Annotated in this window: 15 protein-coding genes; 11 read left to right on the plus strand and 4 right to left on the minus strand. The window is 44.2% G+C overall.

Going from position 1 to position 13,964, the window contains the following annotated elements; all coding sequences use genetic code 11:
• Both ACF8OF_RS11170 and ACF8OF_RS11175 read left to right on the plus strand, forming a co-directional pair.
• A partial coding sequence (locus ACF8OF_RS11170) for an Ig-like domain-containing protein (RefSeq protein WP_392496670.1) occupies positions 1-1,508 on the plus strand: 1,508 nt, incomplete at its 5' end.
• 939 nt (positions 1,509-2,447) lie between these two features.
• Positions 2,448-2,756: a helix-turn-helix domain-containing protein gene (locus tag ACF8OF_RS11175; RefSeq protein ID WP_051583026.1), complete on the plus strand. Its 309-nt coding sequence runs from the start codon at positions 2,448-2,450 to the stop codon at positions 2,754-2,756.
• Between the two features lie 72 nt (positions 2,757-2,828).
• On the opposite strand, the gene ACF8OF_RS11180 is transcribed toward ACF8OF_RS11175, so the two are convergent.
• Positions 2,829-3,110 carry a hypothetical protein gene (locus ACF8OF_RS11180; protein WP_262861695.1) on the minus strand — a complete coding sequence of 94 codons (282 nt, stop codon included), beginning with the start codon at positions 3,108-3,110 and terminating at the stop codon, positions 2,829-2,831.
• Here ACF8OF_RS11180 and ACF8OF_RS11185 point away from each other — a divergent pair.
• The 4 genes from ACF8OF_RS11185 to ACF8OF_RS11200 all read left to right on the plus strand — a co-directional run bounded on the left by ACF8OF_RS11185 (position 3,109) and on the right by ACF8OF_RS11200 (position 4,690).
• Positions 3,109-3,411: a hypothetical protein gene (locus ACF8OF_RS11185; protein ID WP_262861694.1), complete on the plus strand. Its 303-nt coding sequence runs from the start codon at positions 3,109-3,111 to the stop codon at positions 3,409-3,411. The genes ACF8OF_RS11180 and ACF8OF_RS11185 overlap by 2 nt on opposite strands.
• 68 nt (positions 3,412-3,479) lie before the next feature.
• Entirely contained in the window at positions 3,480-3,665 is a 186-nt protein-coding gene (locus tag ACF8OF_RS11190; protein ID WP_025152473.1) for a hypothetical protein, read from the plus strand.
• A 13-nt stretch (positions 3,666-3,678) separates the two neighbouring features.
• Positions 3,679-4,314 (plus strand): polymer-forming cytoskeletal protein, encoded by a 636-nt coding sequence (locus ACF8OF_RS11195; protein WP_274370766.1) that lies wholly within the window; start codon positions 3,679-3,681, stop codon positions 4,312-4,314.
• Positions 4,315-4,351: 37 nt separating this feature from the next.
• A complete protein-coding gene (locus tag ACF8OF_RS11200; protein ID WP_262861759.1) occupies positions 4,352-4,690 on the plus strand; it encodes a tetratricopeptide repeat protein in 339 nt (112 codons plus the stop codon).
• A gap of 49 nt (positions 4,691-4,739) precedes the next feature.
• On the opposite strand, the gene ACF8OF_RS11205 is transcribed toward ACF8OF_RS11200, so the two are convergent.
• The 3 genes from ACF8OF_RS11205 to ahpC all read right to left on the minus strand — a co-directional run bounded on the left by ACF8OF_RS11205 (position 4,740) and on the right by ahpC (position 7,870).
• On the minus strand, positions 4,740-5,141 hold the full coding sequence (locus tag ACF8OF_RS11205) for a hypothetical protein (protein ID WP_392496671.1): 402 nt from the start codon (positions 5,139-5,141) through the stop codon (positions 4,740-4,742).
• A gap of 522 nt (positions 5,142-5,663) precedes the next feature.
• Complete coding sequence (gene ahpF / locus ACF8OF_RS11210; protein ID WP_072868903.1) at positions 5,664-7,238, minus strand: alkyl hydroperoxide reductase subunit F; 1,575 nt, start codon at positions 7,236-7,238, stop codon at positions 5,664-5,666.
• A 68-nt stretch (positions 7,239-7,306) separates the two neighbouring features.
• On the minus strand, positions 7,307-7,870 hold the full coding sequence (gene ahpC / locus ACF8OF_RS11215; protein WP_262860171.1) for an alkyl hydroperoxide reductase subunit C: 564 nt from the start codon (positions 7,868-7,870) through the stop codon (positions 7,307-7,309).
• 415 nt (positions 7,871-8,285) lie between these two features.
• On the opposite strand from ahpC, the gene potA reads away from it, so the two are divergent.
• From potA to ACF8OF_RS11240, 5 genes are all read left to right on the plus strand, one after another.
• Positions 8,286-9,401, plus strand: coding sequence for a spermidine/putrescine ABC transporter ATP-binding protein PotA (gene potA / locus ACF8OF_RS11220; RefSeq protein ID WP_262860170.1), 1,116 nt, complete (start codon positions 8,286-8,288; stop codon positions 9,399-9,401).
• Positions 9,385-10,245 carry a spermidine/putrescine ABC transporter permease PotB gene (gene potB / locus ACF8OF_RS11225; RefSeq protein ID WP_262862351.1) on the plus strand — a complete coding sequence of 287 codons (861 nt, stop codon included), beginning with the start codon at positions 9,385-9,387 and terminating at the stop codon, positions 10,243-10,245. The genes potA and potB overlap by 17 nt, the downstream gene beginning before the upstream one ends.
• Positions 10,242-11,024, plus strand: coding sequence for a spermidine/putrescine ABC transporter permease PotC (gene potC, locus ACF8OF_RS11230; protein ID WP_025152481.1), 783 nt, complete (start codon positions 10,242-10,244; stop codon positions 11,022-11,024). The genes potB and potC overlap by 4 nt, the downstream gene beginning before the upstream one ends.
• Positions 11,025-11,241: 217 nt before the next feature.
• Entirely contained in the window at positions 11,242-12,285 is a 1,044-nt protein-coding gene (gene potD, locus ACF8OF_RS11235) for a spermidine/putrescine ABC transporter substrate-binding protein PotD (protein WP_262860168.1), read from the plus strand.
• 1,327 nt (positions 12,286-13,612) lie between these two features.
• Positions 13,613-13,927, plus strand: coding sequence for a helix-turn-helix domain-containing protein (locus ACF8OF_RS11240; RefSeq protein WP_262860167.1), 315 nt, complete (start codon positions 13,613-13,615; stop codon positions 13,925-13,927).
• Positions 13,928-13,964: the final 37 nt, after the last annotated feature.

The following is a 13,964-nucleotide window of genomic DNA, read 5'->3' on the forward strand; positions in this document are numbered from 1 at the left end:
TGGCCAACACCACCTTCGGAACAGTGAAGGATAATCAGGACGGTACCTATACCGCGACACTGAAAGGGAAAACCGCCGGTGATGCGTTACTGAAAGTCACCGTTAACGGTACGGAGCTGGCAGTCTCACCGGTCACGGTGAAACTGACGGCAGACAGCAGTAATCTGGACAAGGATAAATCTGTCCTGACAGCCGATCCGCTGACTATCGTGGCAAACGATAGCACGACGTCAGCGCTGAAGCTGACACTGAAAGACGTTAACGGTAACCTGGTTTCCGGACAGACCGTACTGTTCAGTACCACCCTGGCCAACACCACGTTCGGTACGGTGACGGATCATGGCGATGGTACCTATACGGCGACACTGAAAGGAAAAACCGCCGGTGATGCTCCGCTGACAGTAACCGTTAACGGAACTGAGATGCCGGTTGCGGTTGTGACCGTCACGCTGACAGGTGATGCCGCAACAGCGACTATCACAAATGTGAAACTCAACGGTGCGTTGACACGGAAGATTGCCAACGGCACGGATTCTTTTGAATTTATTGCCGAAGTCCGTGATGCGAACGGCAACGCGGTGAGTGGTGTGACCGTTAACTGGACCAGTACGGCCGGTATTTCAGCTAAATTATCTGAGACTTCACAGCAGACCGATGCAGCGGGTAATGCGACTGTCAAACTGACCAGTACCAAGACACCGGTCTATGACATTGTGATCAGTGCTGCACAGGGAAGCCAGACGGTTAAAGCGGATAAGGAAGTTTCCTTTGAAGAGCTGTTCTCAACGTCAGTGCTGGTGATTGATGCGATTGCAGCCGGAGATAAGCCGGTTAACGGAGCACACGTTAAGATCTTCTCGGTAGATGGAACAGAATTGCTGTTCGAGACGACAACGGATGCAACCGGTAAGTTTAAGGTCGATCTGGTTGGCGGAAAGTATGCAGTTAAGATCACTGCGAATAATTACGACGACTACGATGACTTTATGGTCGTGAAGAGCGGTGCGGATACCAACTTTAAGTTTGCGCTATCTCCGGCGCTGGGCACAGAGTTCGGCCGTATTATTCTGCAGTGGAGTGAAGCACCTAACGATCTGGATGCGCATTTACTGGTTCCGCCTGTCGGGGGAGGATCAAGAATCCATGTTTACTACCCTTCCGGCTCTAAAGATCCGGCGGGTGCGGATGCATCACTGGATAAAGATCAGCAAAGTCCACCCGGGGTCGAAACGATTACGATCAGGAAAGGGCATAAGGGGACTTATACCTACTTTGTTAAACGCTACTCCGCAGGTGCTGATGCTAAATTATCAACAGCGAAAGTCTTGCTTTTCCTGAATAAGGATTTAGTCCTGAAGTCAGGAACATCCAGGATGATGAGTTTTGATGCACCGGATGTGGTTGTACCTGCGAAAGCACAATGGATTGTATTTGATATTATTGTTGATGAGAATAATGAGGTTCAGGTAGTACCAAAAGGAACGGTAACATCAGTTGAGCCAACGTAATAAGAAAGGTTACTATTAATCAGTAACAATAATAAAAGCCACAGGCAGAAATGTCTGTGGCTTCTTTATTTTGTGATAACGATATGATTATGGTTAATTATCTTGGTGGTTATTGATTTATATGAATAATGTTCTGGTTTTGTCATCTGATTTAGTATTATTTTAAGGAGTAAAATTTTAATAATATGTTGTAAGTACGTATTCCGTTTTGTGGCAAAGGTAATAAAAAATGCTTATTTTGTAACAGAGTGCTTCAAACGTAATCGCGAGAGGAGTGGGCGGGATATTTAGGATAAATCGTATTTATTGTGTAAAAACAGTCACTTCAATTTAACTTACTGATGTAATTAGTAAATTTGACTTATTATGCTATTTTTTAGATATGGATAAATTTTTATTGATAGGTTTAAGCTATTGTTAGATTTGAATGGAGAGGTGAATAAAAATTTGCACACACCGCCATAAGTCATTTACTCTTTACATGAAAATAAAATAACGTATATAAAGAGGGCTATTAACGATAACAGGTAATGGCAGCAAGATGATCATCCGGACCATTTTGTAATACCAATTCCCCCTGTGATAAAAAGAAATACAGCTGAAATGTCAGTGACGATAATGTTTATTCATACACGGGATAGCAGAGAGCATTAATCTCTGCTGCTGTGATATTGTGATCAACAAAATAGTTGATTATTTAATTATTTTGCCACTAAACAATATGAGTGTTAAAAATAACATTTTTACTCTTATATGGAGTGTGAATGTATTATCACGCTAATTATTTAACTGAAGAAGGAGGTGTCTGAAACAGGCATGCAATATATTGGTTTATCTTTTCAGTGATTATTATTATTTCACATGGCATATAAAACAGAATATATGTTGTTTTATTTATAAAATAGCAGTCAGAGTGTAATGTAGTCGTCAGGAGGATTTGTGATTAAAAATATTCATCCTATTTCCAGTGTAATAGGTCAGGCTCTTAAGAATAAACGCCGACAGCTCGGGTTATCCGGTATTGAACTTTCAAAAATTTTAAGCATCAGCCAGCAACAAATTTCCCGTTATGAAAGAGGTGTGAATTGTTTTAACCTGGACATGCTTATGCGTTATTTCGCTGCTCTGCAAATGACACCAAACGATGTTAATAATTTATTCTCTGTGTTAGGCAGCTATTACCATCATAAGGTCGGTGAGCATGAAGGAAGAATAGAACCCTCATACTGTCATGATTACAGAAAATGATTTAAACAATAATAACGTATATTTATACAGAAATAATGAATGAAATCATTACGATGGGGATGTCGTAAGTACTTATTGATAAATTATTTTATCATCATTAACTCTGAGAATCCGGAGCCGGGACATATTTATGTTTATGTCATATAACACGTTTAAGATAAAAAAAATAAGATTATATCTGCTGTTTTCTTTACCCTTTATTTTTCCGGTTTCAGTCGCCGAATCGTCTGCAGCAAAGCCGGTTGTCAGGCAATCTGAGCCGGTGATATCGGAAACAATAGAAGGTATAGGGGCGGTTGTTGCTGTGTCTCCGGATTCTCTGAGAAACCGTTTTTTATCCGGCAGACGGGGCATGCCGTTTCCGATGGATCTGACCACCCTGCCGGAACCCGCCGGAAAATTACCGCCCGGAAGCCGGATCCCGCACAGTGATGTGTTCAGTACATTACCGGCAGTGCCGGTGCAGCGTGATAAATCCGGTGATCAGTTTTACTCGGATGAAATCGCCGGTGCCTGGCAGGCATTTTTCGATAACGACGGCGATGATATACCGATCAAATTCGGTGGTGATCTGGAAAAAGATCTGAAAAATAATCAAAAAAACAGCGTATTAAATACCAGCAGTTATATGGTCATCTATGATGAAAAACCATAGGTTTATCTTATGCATCTCTGCTCAGGTATATTTTATTATTACTTATAAACGTAATATCAGGAGGATCTATGATTTTTGATGATATGAAAACTGACTTGGCAGATATTATGAAGAAATTTGTAAAACGGAAATGTCATATTAAATATCACTATGATGCAGATAATGTTATTTTTTATATCGATGAAGAGAATGGTATGCGTATCCAGATCAATATAAATTGTATCAGTGATATGCCGGTATACCAGCAGGCATGATGACTCTGAACGAATGAAAATACATTTATATTTATACGGTCTCTGGTTTCTCTGGGGAGAAATACTGATAGCCATTATCTCTTCCGGGAGAGAATTGTATTTTCATATGAGCATGTACGTGTTGCTTCTCTTTATATTATTTTTCATCACAACAGGAAGGCGTTTTTTTATGGCATTATTCAGACAAGACGATAAAAAAGATAAAGTAAATAAAGCAGAATCTGTGAAGGCGGAACAGGCAAAAGCAGAACCGGTAAAAAATGAACCGGCGGGTAAGAGTATTACTATCGTGGGAACAGGTTGTGAAATAACCGGTGATATGACCCCGGGAGGTAATATCGAAATATACGGAAAAGTAAAAGGGAATATCAATGCCGGCGCATTTAAAGTTTCCGTTATGGAAAAAGGGGTTATTGAAGGTGATGTGACTGCGGAACATGTTGCCGTTAATGGCATGATGATGGGAACCTGTAATGCCAAAAATACGGAAATCCTGCAAAAGGGTGAACTGAATGGTATTTGCCGGACTGAAGTATTTTCCATTATTACCGGCGGGCGTTTTACCGGCCAGTCCGAGCCTTATAAAAGTCATAAAGTCACCCCTGAAGCCATTGTTGCCGGTAAAGAAAAGACAATAAATCAAAAATGATCGTTATCCCGGCACACTGTTAACGGATAAAGGAAAAATGAAAATATATTCCCGGTTTTTGATAGCTTTATTTTTTATCCCGTTACTTTGTTTTGCGGAAACACCGTCGCAAAATATTGAGTTGTTGAATATAAAAGCGATACAGGGAGAAACAAATGCCCAGTTTTTACTGGGGACACTGTATCTCACCGGACGTTATGGTGTGAAAAAAGATATTGAGAAGGGAAAGTATTATTTGCGTATTGCGGCCGGAAAGGGCGATTCCGATGCAAAACGCTTTTTAGCGCTTCAGTATTACAATGAAAAAGACTATTTTGCATTTCTTACTCTGTTTTATGAATATTGCAGGGATATTATTGAACAAAGTTCTGAATGACAAAAACCGGGTTTTAAAAAGGCTTGTATTGAATGCAAGCCTTTTTTATTTATGAACCGGCATTCAGGCTGGATTTCTTTTTTATTGAGCGGAATGCACTCAGTTTGATATCACTGCATACCTTACCAAGCTTTATCGTCAGGCTGTTTCTCATATAAATTTTAATGTCATTATCCATAATGCTTTCATTTTCCCGCAGGAAATTAAACTCATTCATGACTTCACCGTATTTTCCGGATAATATCCGGTAATCACCGGTATTGGTTTTGCGCAGCAGATACATATCATCAATACAGCTGTTACTGGTGGAATTCTGTGCCGGTGCAGGGAGTAATTTTACCGGCTCTGCCACTGGTTGTGCGGGCTGAGGTGATATTTGCTGTGATGCGCTGGTACAGCCGGACAGCGTAGTCAATAATCCCGAAATCAGAATGAATGTTTTAAAACGCATGGGAACTCCTCTGGCGGGTATATATTGTATCGGATTTTAAGAACAGAGAGGGCTATACCTTAAAGTATGTCTGCGGTGTTTGTATATGAATAGAGTGTGACGAAATAAACATAATAATATGGTGTCTATCTTTACTGCTATAGTGATAAATATAAATATAGTTATATTTGTCTGTATTAAATGTGGCACAGTGCTGAATGTTAATCAGCGCAGGCAGAAGATATCATTATATACACGTTAAAAGAGTGATAATAAGAGTGATATTATAAACAGGAAGGATCGAGTGATTATATATAACCGGTATTTTTCCGCAGAGTAAACAAAAAAAGTCTTTTTCTCCGCCGGTGTTGTTGTGTCGTGACAGGAAACGCTCTTTTCCGGAACGGAAAACGGCCTTTTACGATTCATCAGAAAACCCGCTGGCTGCGCAAACAGATCCGGCGGAGTGTGACGGCGTTTAGCGGGGAATAAAAAAAGGCATCCGCCCCCGGATGCCTTTGGGTACAACAGCTGAACAGCGGACTATTCAGCGGTTCTGGTACTGGTGCGGATCAGGTAATCAAAGGCGCTGAGTGACGCTTTGGCACCTTCGCCTGCCGCGATAATAATTTGTTTGTACGGTACGGTGGTGCAGTCACCGGCACCGAACACCCCTTTAATACTGGTTTCGTTACGGGCATCGACCACAATCTCACCCATCGGGTTCAGATCCAGTGTTCCTTTCAGCCACTGCGTATTCGGCAGCAGGCCAATCTGAACGAAAATCCCCGCCAGTGTCAGTGTGTGAAGCTCACCGGATACACGATCTTTGTACTGTAAGCCGGTCACTTTGCTGCCGTCGCCGAGCACTTCGGTGGTTTGGGCATTCACAATAATATCCACGTTTGCCAGGCTGTGTAATTTCTGCTGTAACACCGCATCGGCTTTCAGTTCCGGGGCAAATTCCAGCAGCGTGACGTGTTCCACCACACCGGCCAGGTCGATAGCGGCTTCCGCGCCGGAGTTACCGCCGCCGATCACCGCCACAGATTTCCCTTTGAACAGCGGGCCGTCACAGTGCGGGCAGTAAGTCACCCCTTTGGTGCGGTATTCCTGCTCGCCCGGAACACCCATGTTACGCCAGCGGGCACCGGTACTGATAATGACGCTGCGCGCTTTCAGGGTTGCACCGGATGCGGTCTGTAACTGATGCAGGCCGCCTTGTTCCGTGGCCGGGATCAGCGCCGTGATGCTCTGGTTATCAATCACATCTGCGGTGTAATCTTCCACATGCACTTTCAGTGCTGCCGCCAGTTTTGCGCCTTCGGTTTTGGGTACGGAGATATAGTTTTCAATATCCACGGTATCCAGCACCTGGCCGCCGAAACGCTCACCGATAAGTCCGGTACGGATCCCTTTACGGGCAGCATACACGGCTGCGGATGCTCCGGCAGGGCCGCTGCCGACAATCAGCACTTCATACGGTGCCTGCTGATTCAGAGCATCAGCTGCTCGTTTACCGGCGTTGCTGTCCACTTTATTGACGATTTCCGCCAGTGTCATACGACCCTGACCGAACTCGTTACCATTCAGGAAAACCGCCGGCACGCCCATGATATTGCGTTCGGTGATCTCATTCTGAAACAGACCGCCGTCAATGGCCGTGTGTGTGATATTCGGATTAAGTACCGCCATCAGGTTCAGTGCCTGCACCACATCCGGGCAGTTATGGCAGGAGAGTGAATAATAGGTTTCAAAATGGAATTCACCTTCCAGATTGCGCACCTGATCCAGTAATTCCTGTGCTTCTTTTGACGGATGACCGCCGACTTGTAACAGTGCTAACACCAGTGAGGTGAATTCATGACCCAGCGGGGAACCGGCAAAACGGATGCCCTGCGTCTGTCCCGGATTGACAATCAGGAATGACGGCTTGCGTGCAGAAGCACTGTTATCTTCGCGAACGGTAATCTTCGGCGATAACTCAGCGATTTCCTGTAATAATGTTCTGATTTCACCGGACTTAGCACTGTCGTCAAGGGTTGATACCAGCTCAACCGGACGGGTTAATTTTTCGAGATACGCTTTAAGCTGCGCTTTCATTGTGTTATCGAGCATGATTATTCCCTTAAAAAATCGGGTGCAATGCACCCGATAACAGTAAATAAGAAAGGAGACGGGGGAGCTTAGATTTTACCGACCAGGTCCAGTGACGGAGACAGCGTCGCTTCACCTTCTTTCCATTTGGCAGGGCAGACTTCACCCGGATGGCTGGCAACATACTGAGCCGCTTTCACTTTACGCAGCAGGTCAGATGCGTCACGGCCGATACCTTCAGCAGTGATTTCAATCGCCTGGATGATACCCTGCGGGTCAACAACGAACGTACCGCGGTCAGCCAGACCTTCCAGTTCACGCATGTTTTCGAAGTTACGGGTCAGTGCGCCGGTCGGGTCACCGATCATGGCATAGTTGATTTTGCCGATGGTTTCTGAGCTGCTGTGCCATGCTTTGTGGGTGAAATGGGTGTCAGTGGAGACAGAGTAGATGTCCACGCCCATTTTCTGAAATTCATCGTAATGGTCAGCCAGGTCGCCTAACTCAGTCGGGCAGACAAACGTGAAGTCAGCAGGATAAAAGAAGAAAATGCTCCATTTGCCTTCGGTGTCTTTTTCGGTGACTTCAATGAATTCACCGTTTTTGAATGCCATGTTTTTGAAAGGTTTGATTGGGGTATTAATTAAAGACATAGATGATTCCTCCTGTTTCGTTGAAAATAACAATACGGGAAGCGGCGCGGGGAAGCCAATGGCTTGCTGCTATCGATGTGATAGGTTTTATCTAACGATGGGTTTATTTTAATAGTTTACGGTACGAAAACGGCAGATATTGCGCACGGACAATAAGATCGCATTCCTGTTTGAAAATGCCTTCAATCAGGGGGATGATTGTTAAGATATGTATGAATAAAGATGAACAAAAAATTAGTGGCGTGATGACGTTTCAGCTTTCATTTTAAGGTCGCTGTGTTTATTATGCCCTCTTCTTTTTTTGACGGCGTAACTGGTTTTGGGCATTGGCCATAAGTAGACCAATCTGCTTTAACAGTCTTTTTTCAGTTACGGTTCTATCTGCATGACCTCCGGGATAGAGTGAATAGCATAAATGACTGAGACAACCTCTCTGACACCACTTGTCACCCTGAAAGGGCTGAGCAAAAGCTTTGATGACAAGAACATAATTAAGCATTTAGACCTCACAATTAATCATGGTGAGTTCGTCACCATTCTGGGCCCGTCCGGGTGCGGTAAAACCACGGTTTTACGGTTAATCGCCGGGCTTGAGGATGCGGATGAAGGCACCATTATGCTCGGCGACCAGGATATCACACATATCCCTGCTGAACAGCGCCATATCAACACGGTTTTCCAGAGCTACGCCCTGTTTCCGCACATGACAGTCTTTGAAAACGTTGCGTTCGGGCTGCGTATGCAGAAAACCCCGGAACATGAAATCACACAGCGTGTGGAAGAAGCCCTGAAAATGGTGCAGCTGGCGGATTTTGCCGGGCGTAAACCGGGACACCTTTCCGGCGGACAACAGCAGCGTGTTGCCATTGCCCGTGCGGTGGTGAATAAACCGGAAGTGCTGCTGCTGGATGAATCTCTCTCCGCACTGGATTACAAGCTGCGCAAACAGATGCAGAGTGAACTGAAAGCCCTTCAGCGTCAGCTGGGGATCACCTTTGTGTTTGTTACCCACGACCAGGAAGAGGCGCTGACCATGTCTGACCGCATCATTGTGATGCGTGACGGCAGGATTGAGCAGGACGGCACGCCGCGTGAAATCTACGAAGAGCCGAAAAACCTGTTTGTGGCGCAGTTTATCGGTGAGATCAATATCTTTGATGCGGATGTTCTGCACCGAATCGATGAACAGCGGATCCGCGCAAATGTCGAAGGGCACGAGTGTGATATTTACACCACGCTGGATGTCACGCCGGGGCAGAGAGTCCATGTGCTGCTGCGTCCGGAAGATCTGCGTGTTGAAGAAATCCATGATAATGAGCCGATTACCGGGCTTATCGGTTATGTCCGCGAGCGCAACTATAAAGGTATGACGCTGGATTCCGAAGTGGAGATGGAAAACGGCAAGCGGGTGATGGTTAGTGAGTTCTTTAATGAGGATGATCCGGATGTGGATCACTCGCTGAATCAGAAAATCGCCGTGACATGGGTTGAAAGCTGGGAGGTGGTGCTGGGCGATGAAAATGACGCGTAAACCACTCCAGACTATCGTGATCACGGGGATTGTCGCCTGGTTACTGTTGTTTGTTTTCCTGCCCAATCTGATGATCATCGGCACCAGTTTCCTGACACGCAATGACGCGAATCTGGTCGATATGGTCTTTACCCTCGACAATTACCGGCGCTTATTTGACCCGATGTATGCACAGGTGATGCTGCACTCGCTTAATATGGCGGTGATTGCCACGGTCTGCTGCCTGCTGATCGGCTATCCGTTTGCGGCGTTTATTGCAAGGATGCCGCAGAAGTATCGTCCGCTGATGTTATTCCTGCTGATAGTCCCGTTCTGGACAAACTCGCTTATCCGTATTTACGGGCTGAAAATTTTCCTCAGTACACGCGGCTATCTGAATGAGTTTTTATTATGGACAGGGCTTATCGATAAACCCTTTAAGCTGATGTATACCTCTGAAGCGGTGGTGCTCGGGCTTATCTATATTCTGCTGCCGTTTATGGTGATGCCGCTCTATTCCGCGATTGAGAAACTTGATAAATCCTTACTGGAGGCGGCACGTGATCTGGGGGCGAATAAAGTTCAGACCTTCTTCCGCATTATTCTGCCGCTGACCATGCCGGGCATTATTGCCGGTTGTCTGCTGGTGCTGCTGCCGGCGATGGGGCTGTTCTATGTGGCGGATCTGATGGGCGGGGCGAAAAACCTGCTGATTGGTAACGTGATAAAAAGTCAGTTCCTGAACATCCGTGACTGGCCGTTTGGTGCGGCAACCAGTATCTTCCTGACCGCAGCAATGGGGCTGCTGCTGTATGTTTATTACCGTGCGGCGAAAATGTTGAATAAGAAGGGTGAACTGGAATGATAGGACGCCTGTTACGCGGTGGTTTTATGACCATCATCTATGCTTATTTATACATCCCGATTGTTATCCTGATTGTGAACTCCTTTAACTCATCCCGTTTCGGGATCAACTGGCAGGGATTCACGACTGACTGGTACAGCACGCTGATCAATAATGACAGCCTGCTGCAGGCGGCGGGTCATTCACTGACGATGGCAATTCTGTCTGCCACATTTGCCACGGTTATCGGTTCACTGACAGCGGTGGCACTGTACCGCTACCGCTTCAAAGGAAAACCGTTTGTCGGCGGTATGTTGTTTGTGGTGATGATGTCGCCGGATATCGTGATGGCTATTTCCCTGCTGGTGTTGTTTATGATCCTCGGGGTGTCGCTTGGTTTCTGGTCATTACTGTTCTCGCACATTACCTTCTGCCTGCCGTTTGTGGTGGTCACAGTCTATTCGCGGCTGAAAGATTTTGATGTGAAAATGCTGGAAGCGGCACGTGATCTGGGGGCCGGGGAATTCACCATTCTGCGCAAAATTATTCTGCCGCTGGCGTTACCGGCAGTGATCGCGGGCTGGCTGCTGAGCTTTACCCTGTCAATGGATGACGTGGTGGTGTCCTCATTTGTTACCGGACCAGGCTATGAAATTCTGCCTCTGAAAATCTACTCGATGGTAAAAGTCGGGGTTTCACCGGAAGTGAATGCGCTGGCCACGATTTTAATGGCACTTTCGCTGTTTATGGTCATCATCAGTCAGCTTGTGCTGCGTGACCGCTCACACAAACAGCAGTAACCTTTCTGTTACCGGCGCGGTCTTCAGCGGATCCGCCGGTTTATTGTGTGAATAATCCCGCATTGCCGCAGAATTTTCAATTCTGTTACCGTTTTATGACGTAATCGTTGCTTTACCCCCCGCATTTCCGCTTTTATAATTACTCTGCTTAATTAACAAAGGGGGCGTTACCGCCTGTGATATTCACTGATTAACCCGGGTTGAGGGAAACACTGAAATGAAAAAGTGGTCCTTACTGCTTGGTGCCGGCATTCTGGCAGCGGGCTTGAGTTCAGCATCAGCAGATGACAGTAAAACACTCTATTTCTATAACTGGACGGAATATGTTCCGCCGGGGTTATTAGAGCAGTTTACCAAAGAGACCGGAATCAAGGTGATTTACTCCACCTATGAATCCAACGAAAGCATGTACACCAAACTGAAGACCTACAAAGACGGGGCTTATGACCTGGTGGTGCCTTCAACCTATTTTGTCGCCAAAATGCGCCACGAAGGAATGCTGCAGAAGATCGATAAATCAAAGCTGAGTCACTTTGATAACCTGGATCCGAATCTGCTGCACAAACCATTCGATCCGGAAAACGATTACTCGATTCCGTATATCTGGGGTGCGACTGCTATCGGGATTAACGGTGATGAGGTCGATCCGGCCTCTGTGACCTCCTGGGCTGACCTGTGGAAACCGGAGTACAAAAACAGCCTGCTGATGACCGATGATGCCCGTGAAGTATTCCAGATTGCCCTGAGCAAACTGGGTTATTCAGCAAATACCACCAATCCGGCTGAAATTGAGCAGGCTTATAAAGAACTGCAAAAATTGCGCCCGAACATTTTAGCGTTTAACTCCGATAACCCGGCGAACCCGTTTATGGAAGGGGAAGTCAATGTCGGGATGATCTGGAACGGCTCCGCGTATGTGGCACGTCAGTCCGGGCTGAATATTGATGTTGTCTGGCCTGAGGAGGGCGGCATCTTCTGGATGGACAGCCTGGCTATTCCGGCTAACGCTAAAAACCCGGAAGGCGCACATAAGCTGATTGATTTCCTGCTGCGTCCGGAAATTGCGGCACAGGTCGCACAGACTATCGGGTATCCGACCCCGAATCTGGCGGCGAAAAAACGGCTCCCGGCAGAGATTGTCAATGACAAATCACTCTATCCGGATGAGGAAACCATCCGTAAAGGGCAGTGGCAGGATGATGTGGGTGACACCAGTGTGCTCTATGAAAACTATTATCAGAAGCTGAAAGCCGGTCGTTGATTTTACTCTCCGTTTGAAAAAGCACCTCAGAGGTGCTTTTTTTATGTCTGTAATAAAGTGACATAACCTGAATGATTTCATTGCAAATAATATATAAACAGGTGAGCAAAAACATTTCTAATTATTAAACAGAAGCTGAATCAATAATCTGTTTTATAAAAAAACGCTAAATGATACCTGTCACAAGGTGAATCTCATGCTGCCCCAATGGATTGTTTTATATCAATTAACGTATAATATATTGATATATAAGAAATAATTTGACGTATTACGGCATGAATGAAAAGTGATGTGCAACGCGATAAATAAAAAATTACAAATACAACAAATAAGTTACAAAAAAATACAATTAGACTGCAATATCATGCTGGATATCTTTTTTTGTTAAGAATAAAAACTTGAAATTAAAGTGAAATATTCACAATGCAGCATTAAACACTTACTCACTGTGAATGTCAGATTTTAATGGTTTTTTCTCGGAGCAGCATAACACGTGTCTATCTAAAAATAATTAGATGATTATAATTACGAAAGTGACACAAGTAGTGTGTAAATGGGTAATTATAAATACCATTATTTGTTACTGGTTTTTTCAATCAACGCACCCTGTGGATAGCTTATCAGCTGATTTTTGCGCTTTTTCTAACCACGCCGTTGTTTTTTTAGACAAAAACATGATTGAAATGTGACCATTGCCACTTAATTGATGTAAAGAGATGAAAAATATTTTGTTACGTGTGATCTATTTCACTTTTTATGTGGTCAGATCAAAGAATCATGGTTAGTGGATGGATTAGGATATAATCAGACATCCTGATTTACATTCTCTCATTATTTCGGCTGATGCTACGGATAGCATAAAAAAGACAGGGCGATGAATTAATCGCAAAATGACTAAGTAATTTTACTAAAAAAATAACTTATCTTTATGTGACTAGTTAGTAATCCCGGTCTTATTTTGCTTAGGGAATAGTCTTAAATACGCAGAGTGATTTTAAATTTTGATATCGTAATTATAGATTCTCACGTTTTTCTGTGACGCTTAATTTTTTAATTGGTTAAATAGATAAACCGGGTTAAGCACTTCATCAAAATTCAGATAAATCTGTTTATATCTGACAGGTATAATTAAATTTCTTTGAAGTGTGATATCGATATTGAACTGAATTTAAATATTACGCCATGATTAAAACGAAATTATTCATCATTTTAGTATTTCGCGAGAAATACTTTGTTCGTATTTAACGTTTTTATACATAAAAAATATAGCTTTTAAGTAAATTTACTTAATTGAATTCACGACTTATAGAGAAAATAGGTAGACATTATGGAAACTTCCGACTTTTATGCAGTCTTAGGCCACAGAATCCAATCAAGACGTAAAGAACTCGGGATTGTTACGGTTAAATTAGCGCAAAAACTGAATATCAGTCAGCAACAGTTTAACCGTTATGAGCGCGGTGTCAGTAAAATCAGCCTGCATCATCTTATTGAATTATCTGAATTATTAGATGCATCGGTCGAATGGTTCCTCAGCGGCAGAGCTGAAGCATCAGAACATCCGCATGAACCGCATATTCAGATGCGCTCAAATCAGTTCAGAGCAGAAACGGTATTGCTGAACGGTAAACAATTTATCTAAATCAGGATATTGTTTCTGCTGTTATCAATTCTGATAC

Source organism: Morganella sp. TYF_1, from assembly GCF_043105645.1.
Lineage (GTDB): Bacteria > Pseudomonadota > Gammaproteobacteria > Enterobacterales > Enterobacteriaceae > Morganella > Morganella morganii_B.

What these genes read in the sequence shown, in the direction of transcription:
- ACF8OF_RS11195 (WP_274370766.1), top strand. Translation starts at nt 3,679, where the DNA reads ATGAAAATACATTTATATTTATACGGTCTCTGGTTTCTCTGGGGAGAA.
- ACF8OF_RS11185 (WP_262861694.1), top strand. Translation starts at nt 3,109, where the DNA reads ATGCCGTTTCCGATGGATCTGACCACCCTGCCGGAACCCGCCGGAAAA.
- potD (WP_262860168.1), top strand. Translation starts at nt 11,242, where the DNA reads ATGAAAAAGTGGTCCTTACTGCTTGGTGCCGGCATTCTGGCAGCGGGC.
- potA (WP_262860170.1), top strand. Translation starts at nt 8,286, where the DNA reads ATGACTGAGACAACCTCTCTGACACCACTTGTCACCCTGAAAGGGCTG.
- ACF8OF_RS11190 (WP_025152473.1), top strand. Translation starts at nt 3,480, where the DNA reads ATGATTTTTGATGATATGAAAACTGACTTGGCAGATATTATGAAGAAA.
- potB (WP_262862351.1), top strand. Translation starts at nt 9,385, where the DNA reads ATGAAAATGACGCGTAAACCACTCCAGACTATCGTGATCACGGGGATT.
- ACF8OF_RS11205 (WP_392496671.1), bottom strand. Translation starts at nt 5,141, where the DNA reads ATGCGTTTTAAAACATTCATTCTGATTTCGGGATTATTGACTACGCTG.
- ACF8OF_RS11180 (WP_262861695.1), bottom strand. Translation starts at nt 3,110, where the DNA reads ATGCCCCGTCTGCCGGATAAAAAACGGTTTCTCAGAGAATCCGGAGAC.
- ACF8OF_RS11240 (WP_262860167.1), top strand. Translation starts at nt 13,613, where the DNA reads ATGGAAACTTCCGACTTTTATGCAGTCTTAGGCCACAGAATCCAATCA.
- potC (WP_025152481.1), top strand. Translation starts at nt 10,242, where the DNA reads ATGATAGGACGCCTGTTACGCGGTGGTTTTATGACCATCATCTATGCT.
- ahpF (WP_072868903.1), bottom strand. Translation starts at nt 7,238, where the DNA reads ATGCTCGATAACACAATGAAAGCGCAGCTTAAAGCGTATCTCGAAAAA.
- ACF8OF_RS11200 (WP_262861759.1), top strand. Translation starts at nt 4,352, where the DNA reads ATGAAAATATATTCCCGGTTTTTGATAGCTTTATTTTTTATCCCGTTA.
- ahpC (WP_262860171.1), bottom strand. Translation starts at nt 7,870, where the DNA reads ATGTCTTTAATTAATACCCCAATCAAACCTTTCAAAAACATGGCATTC.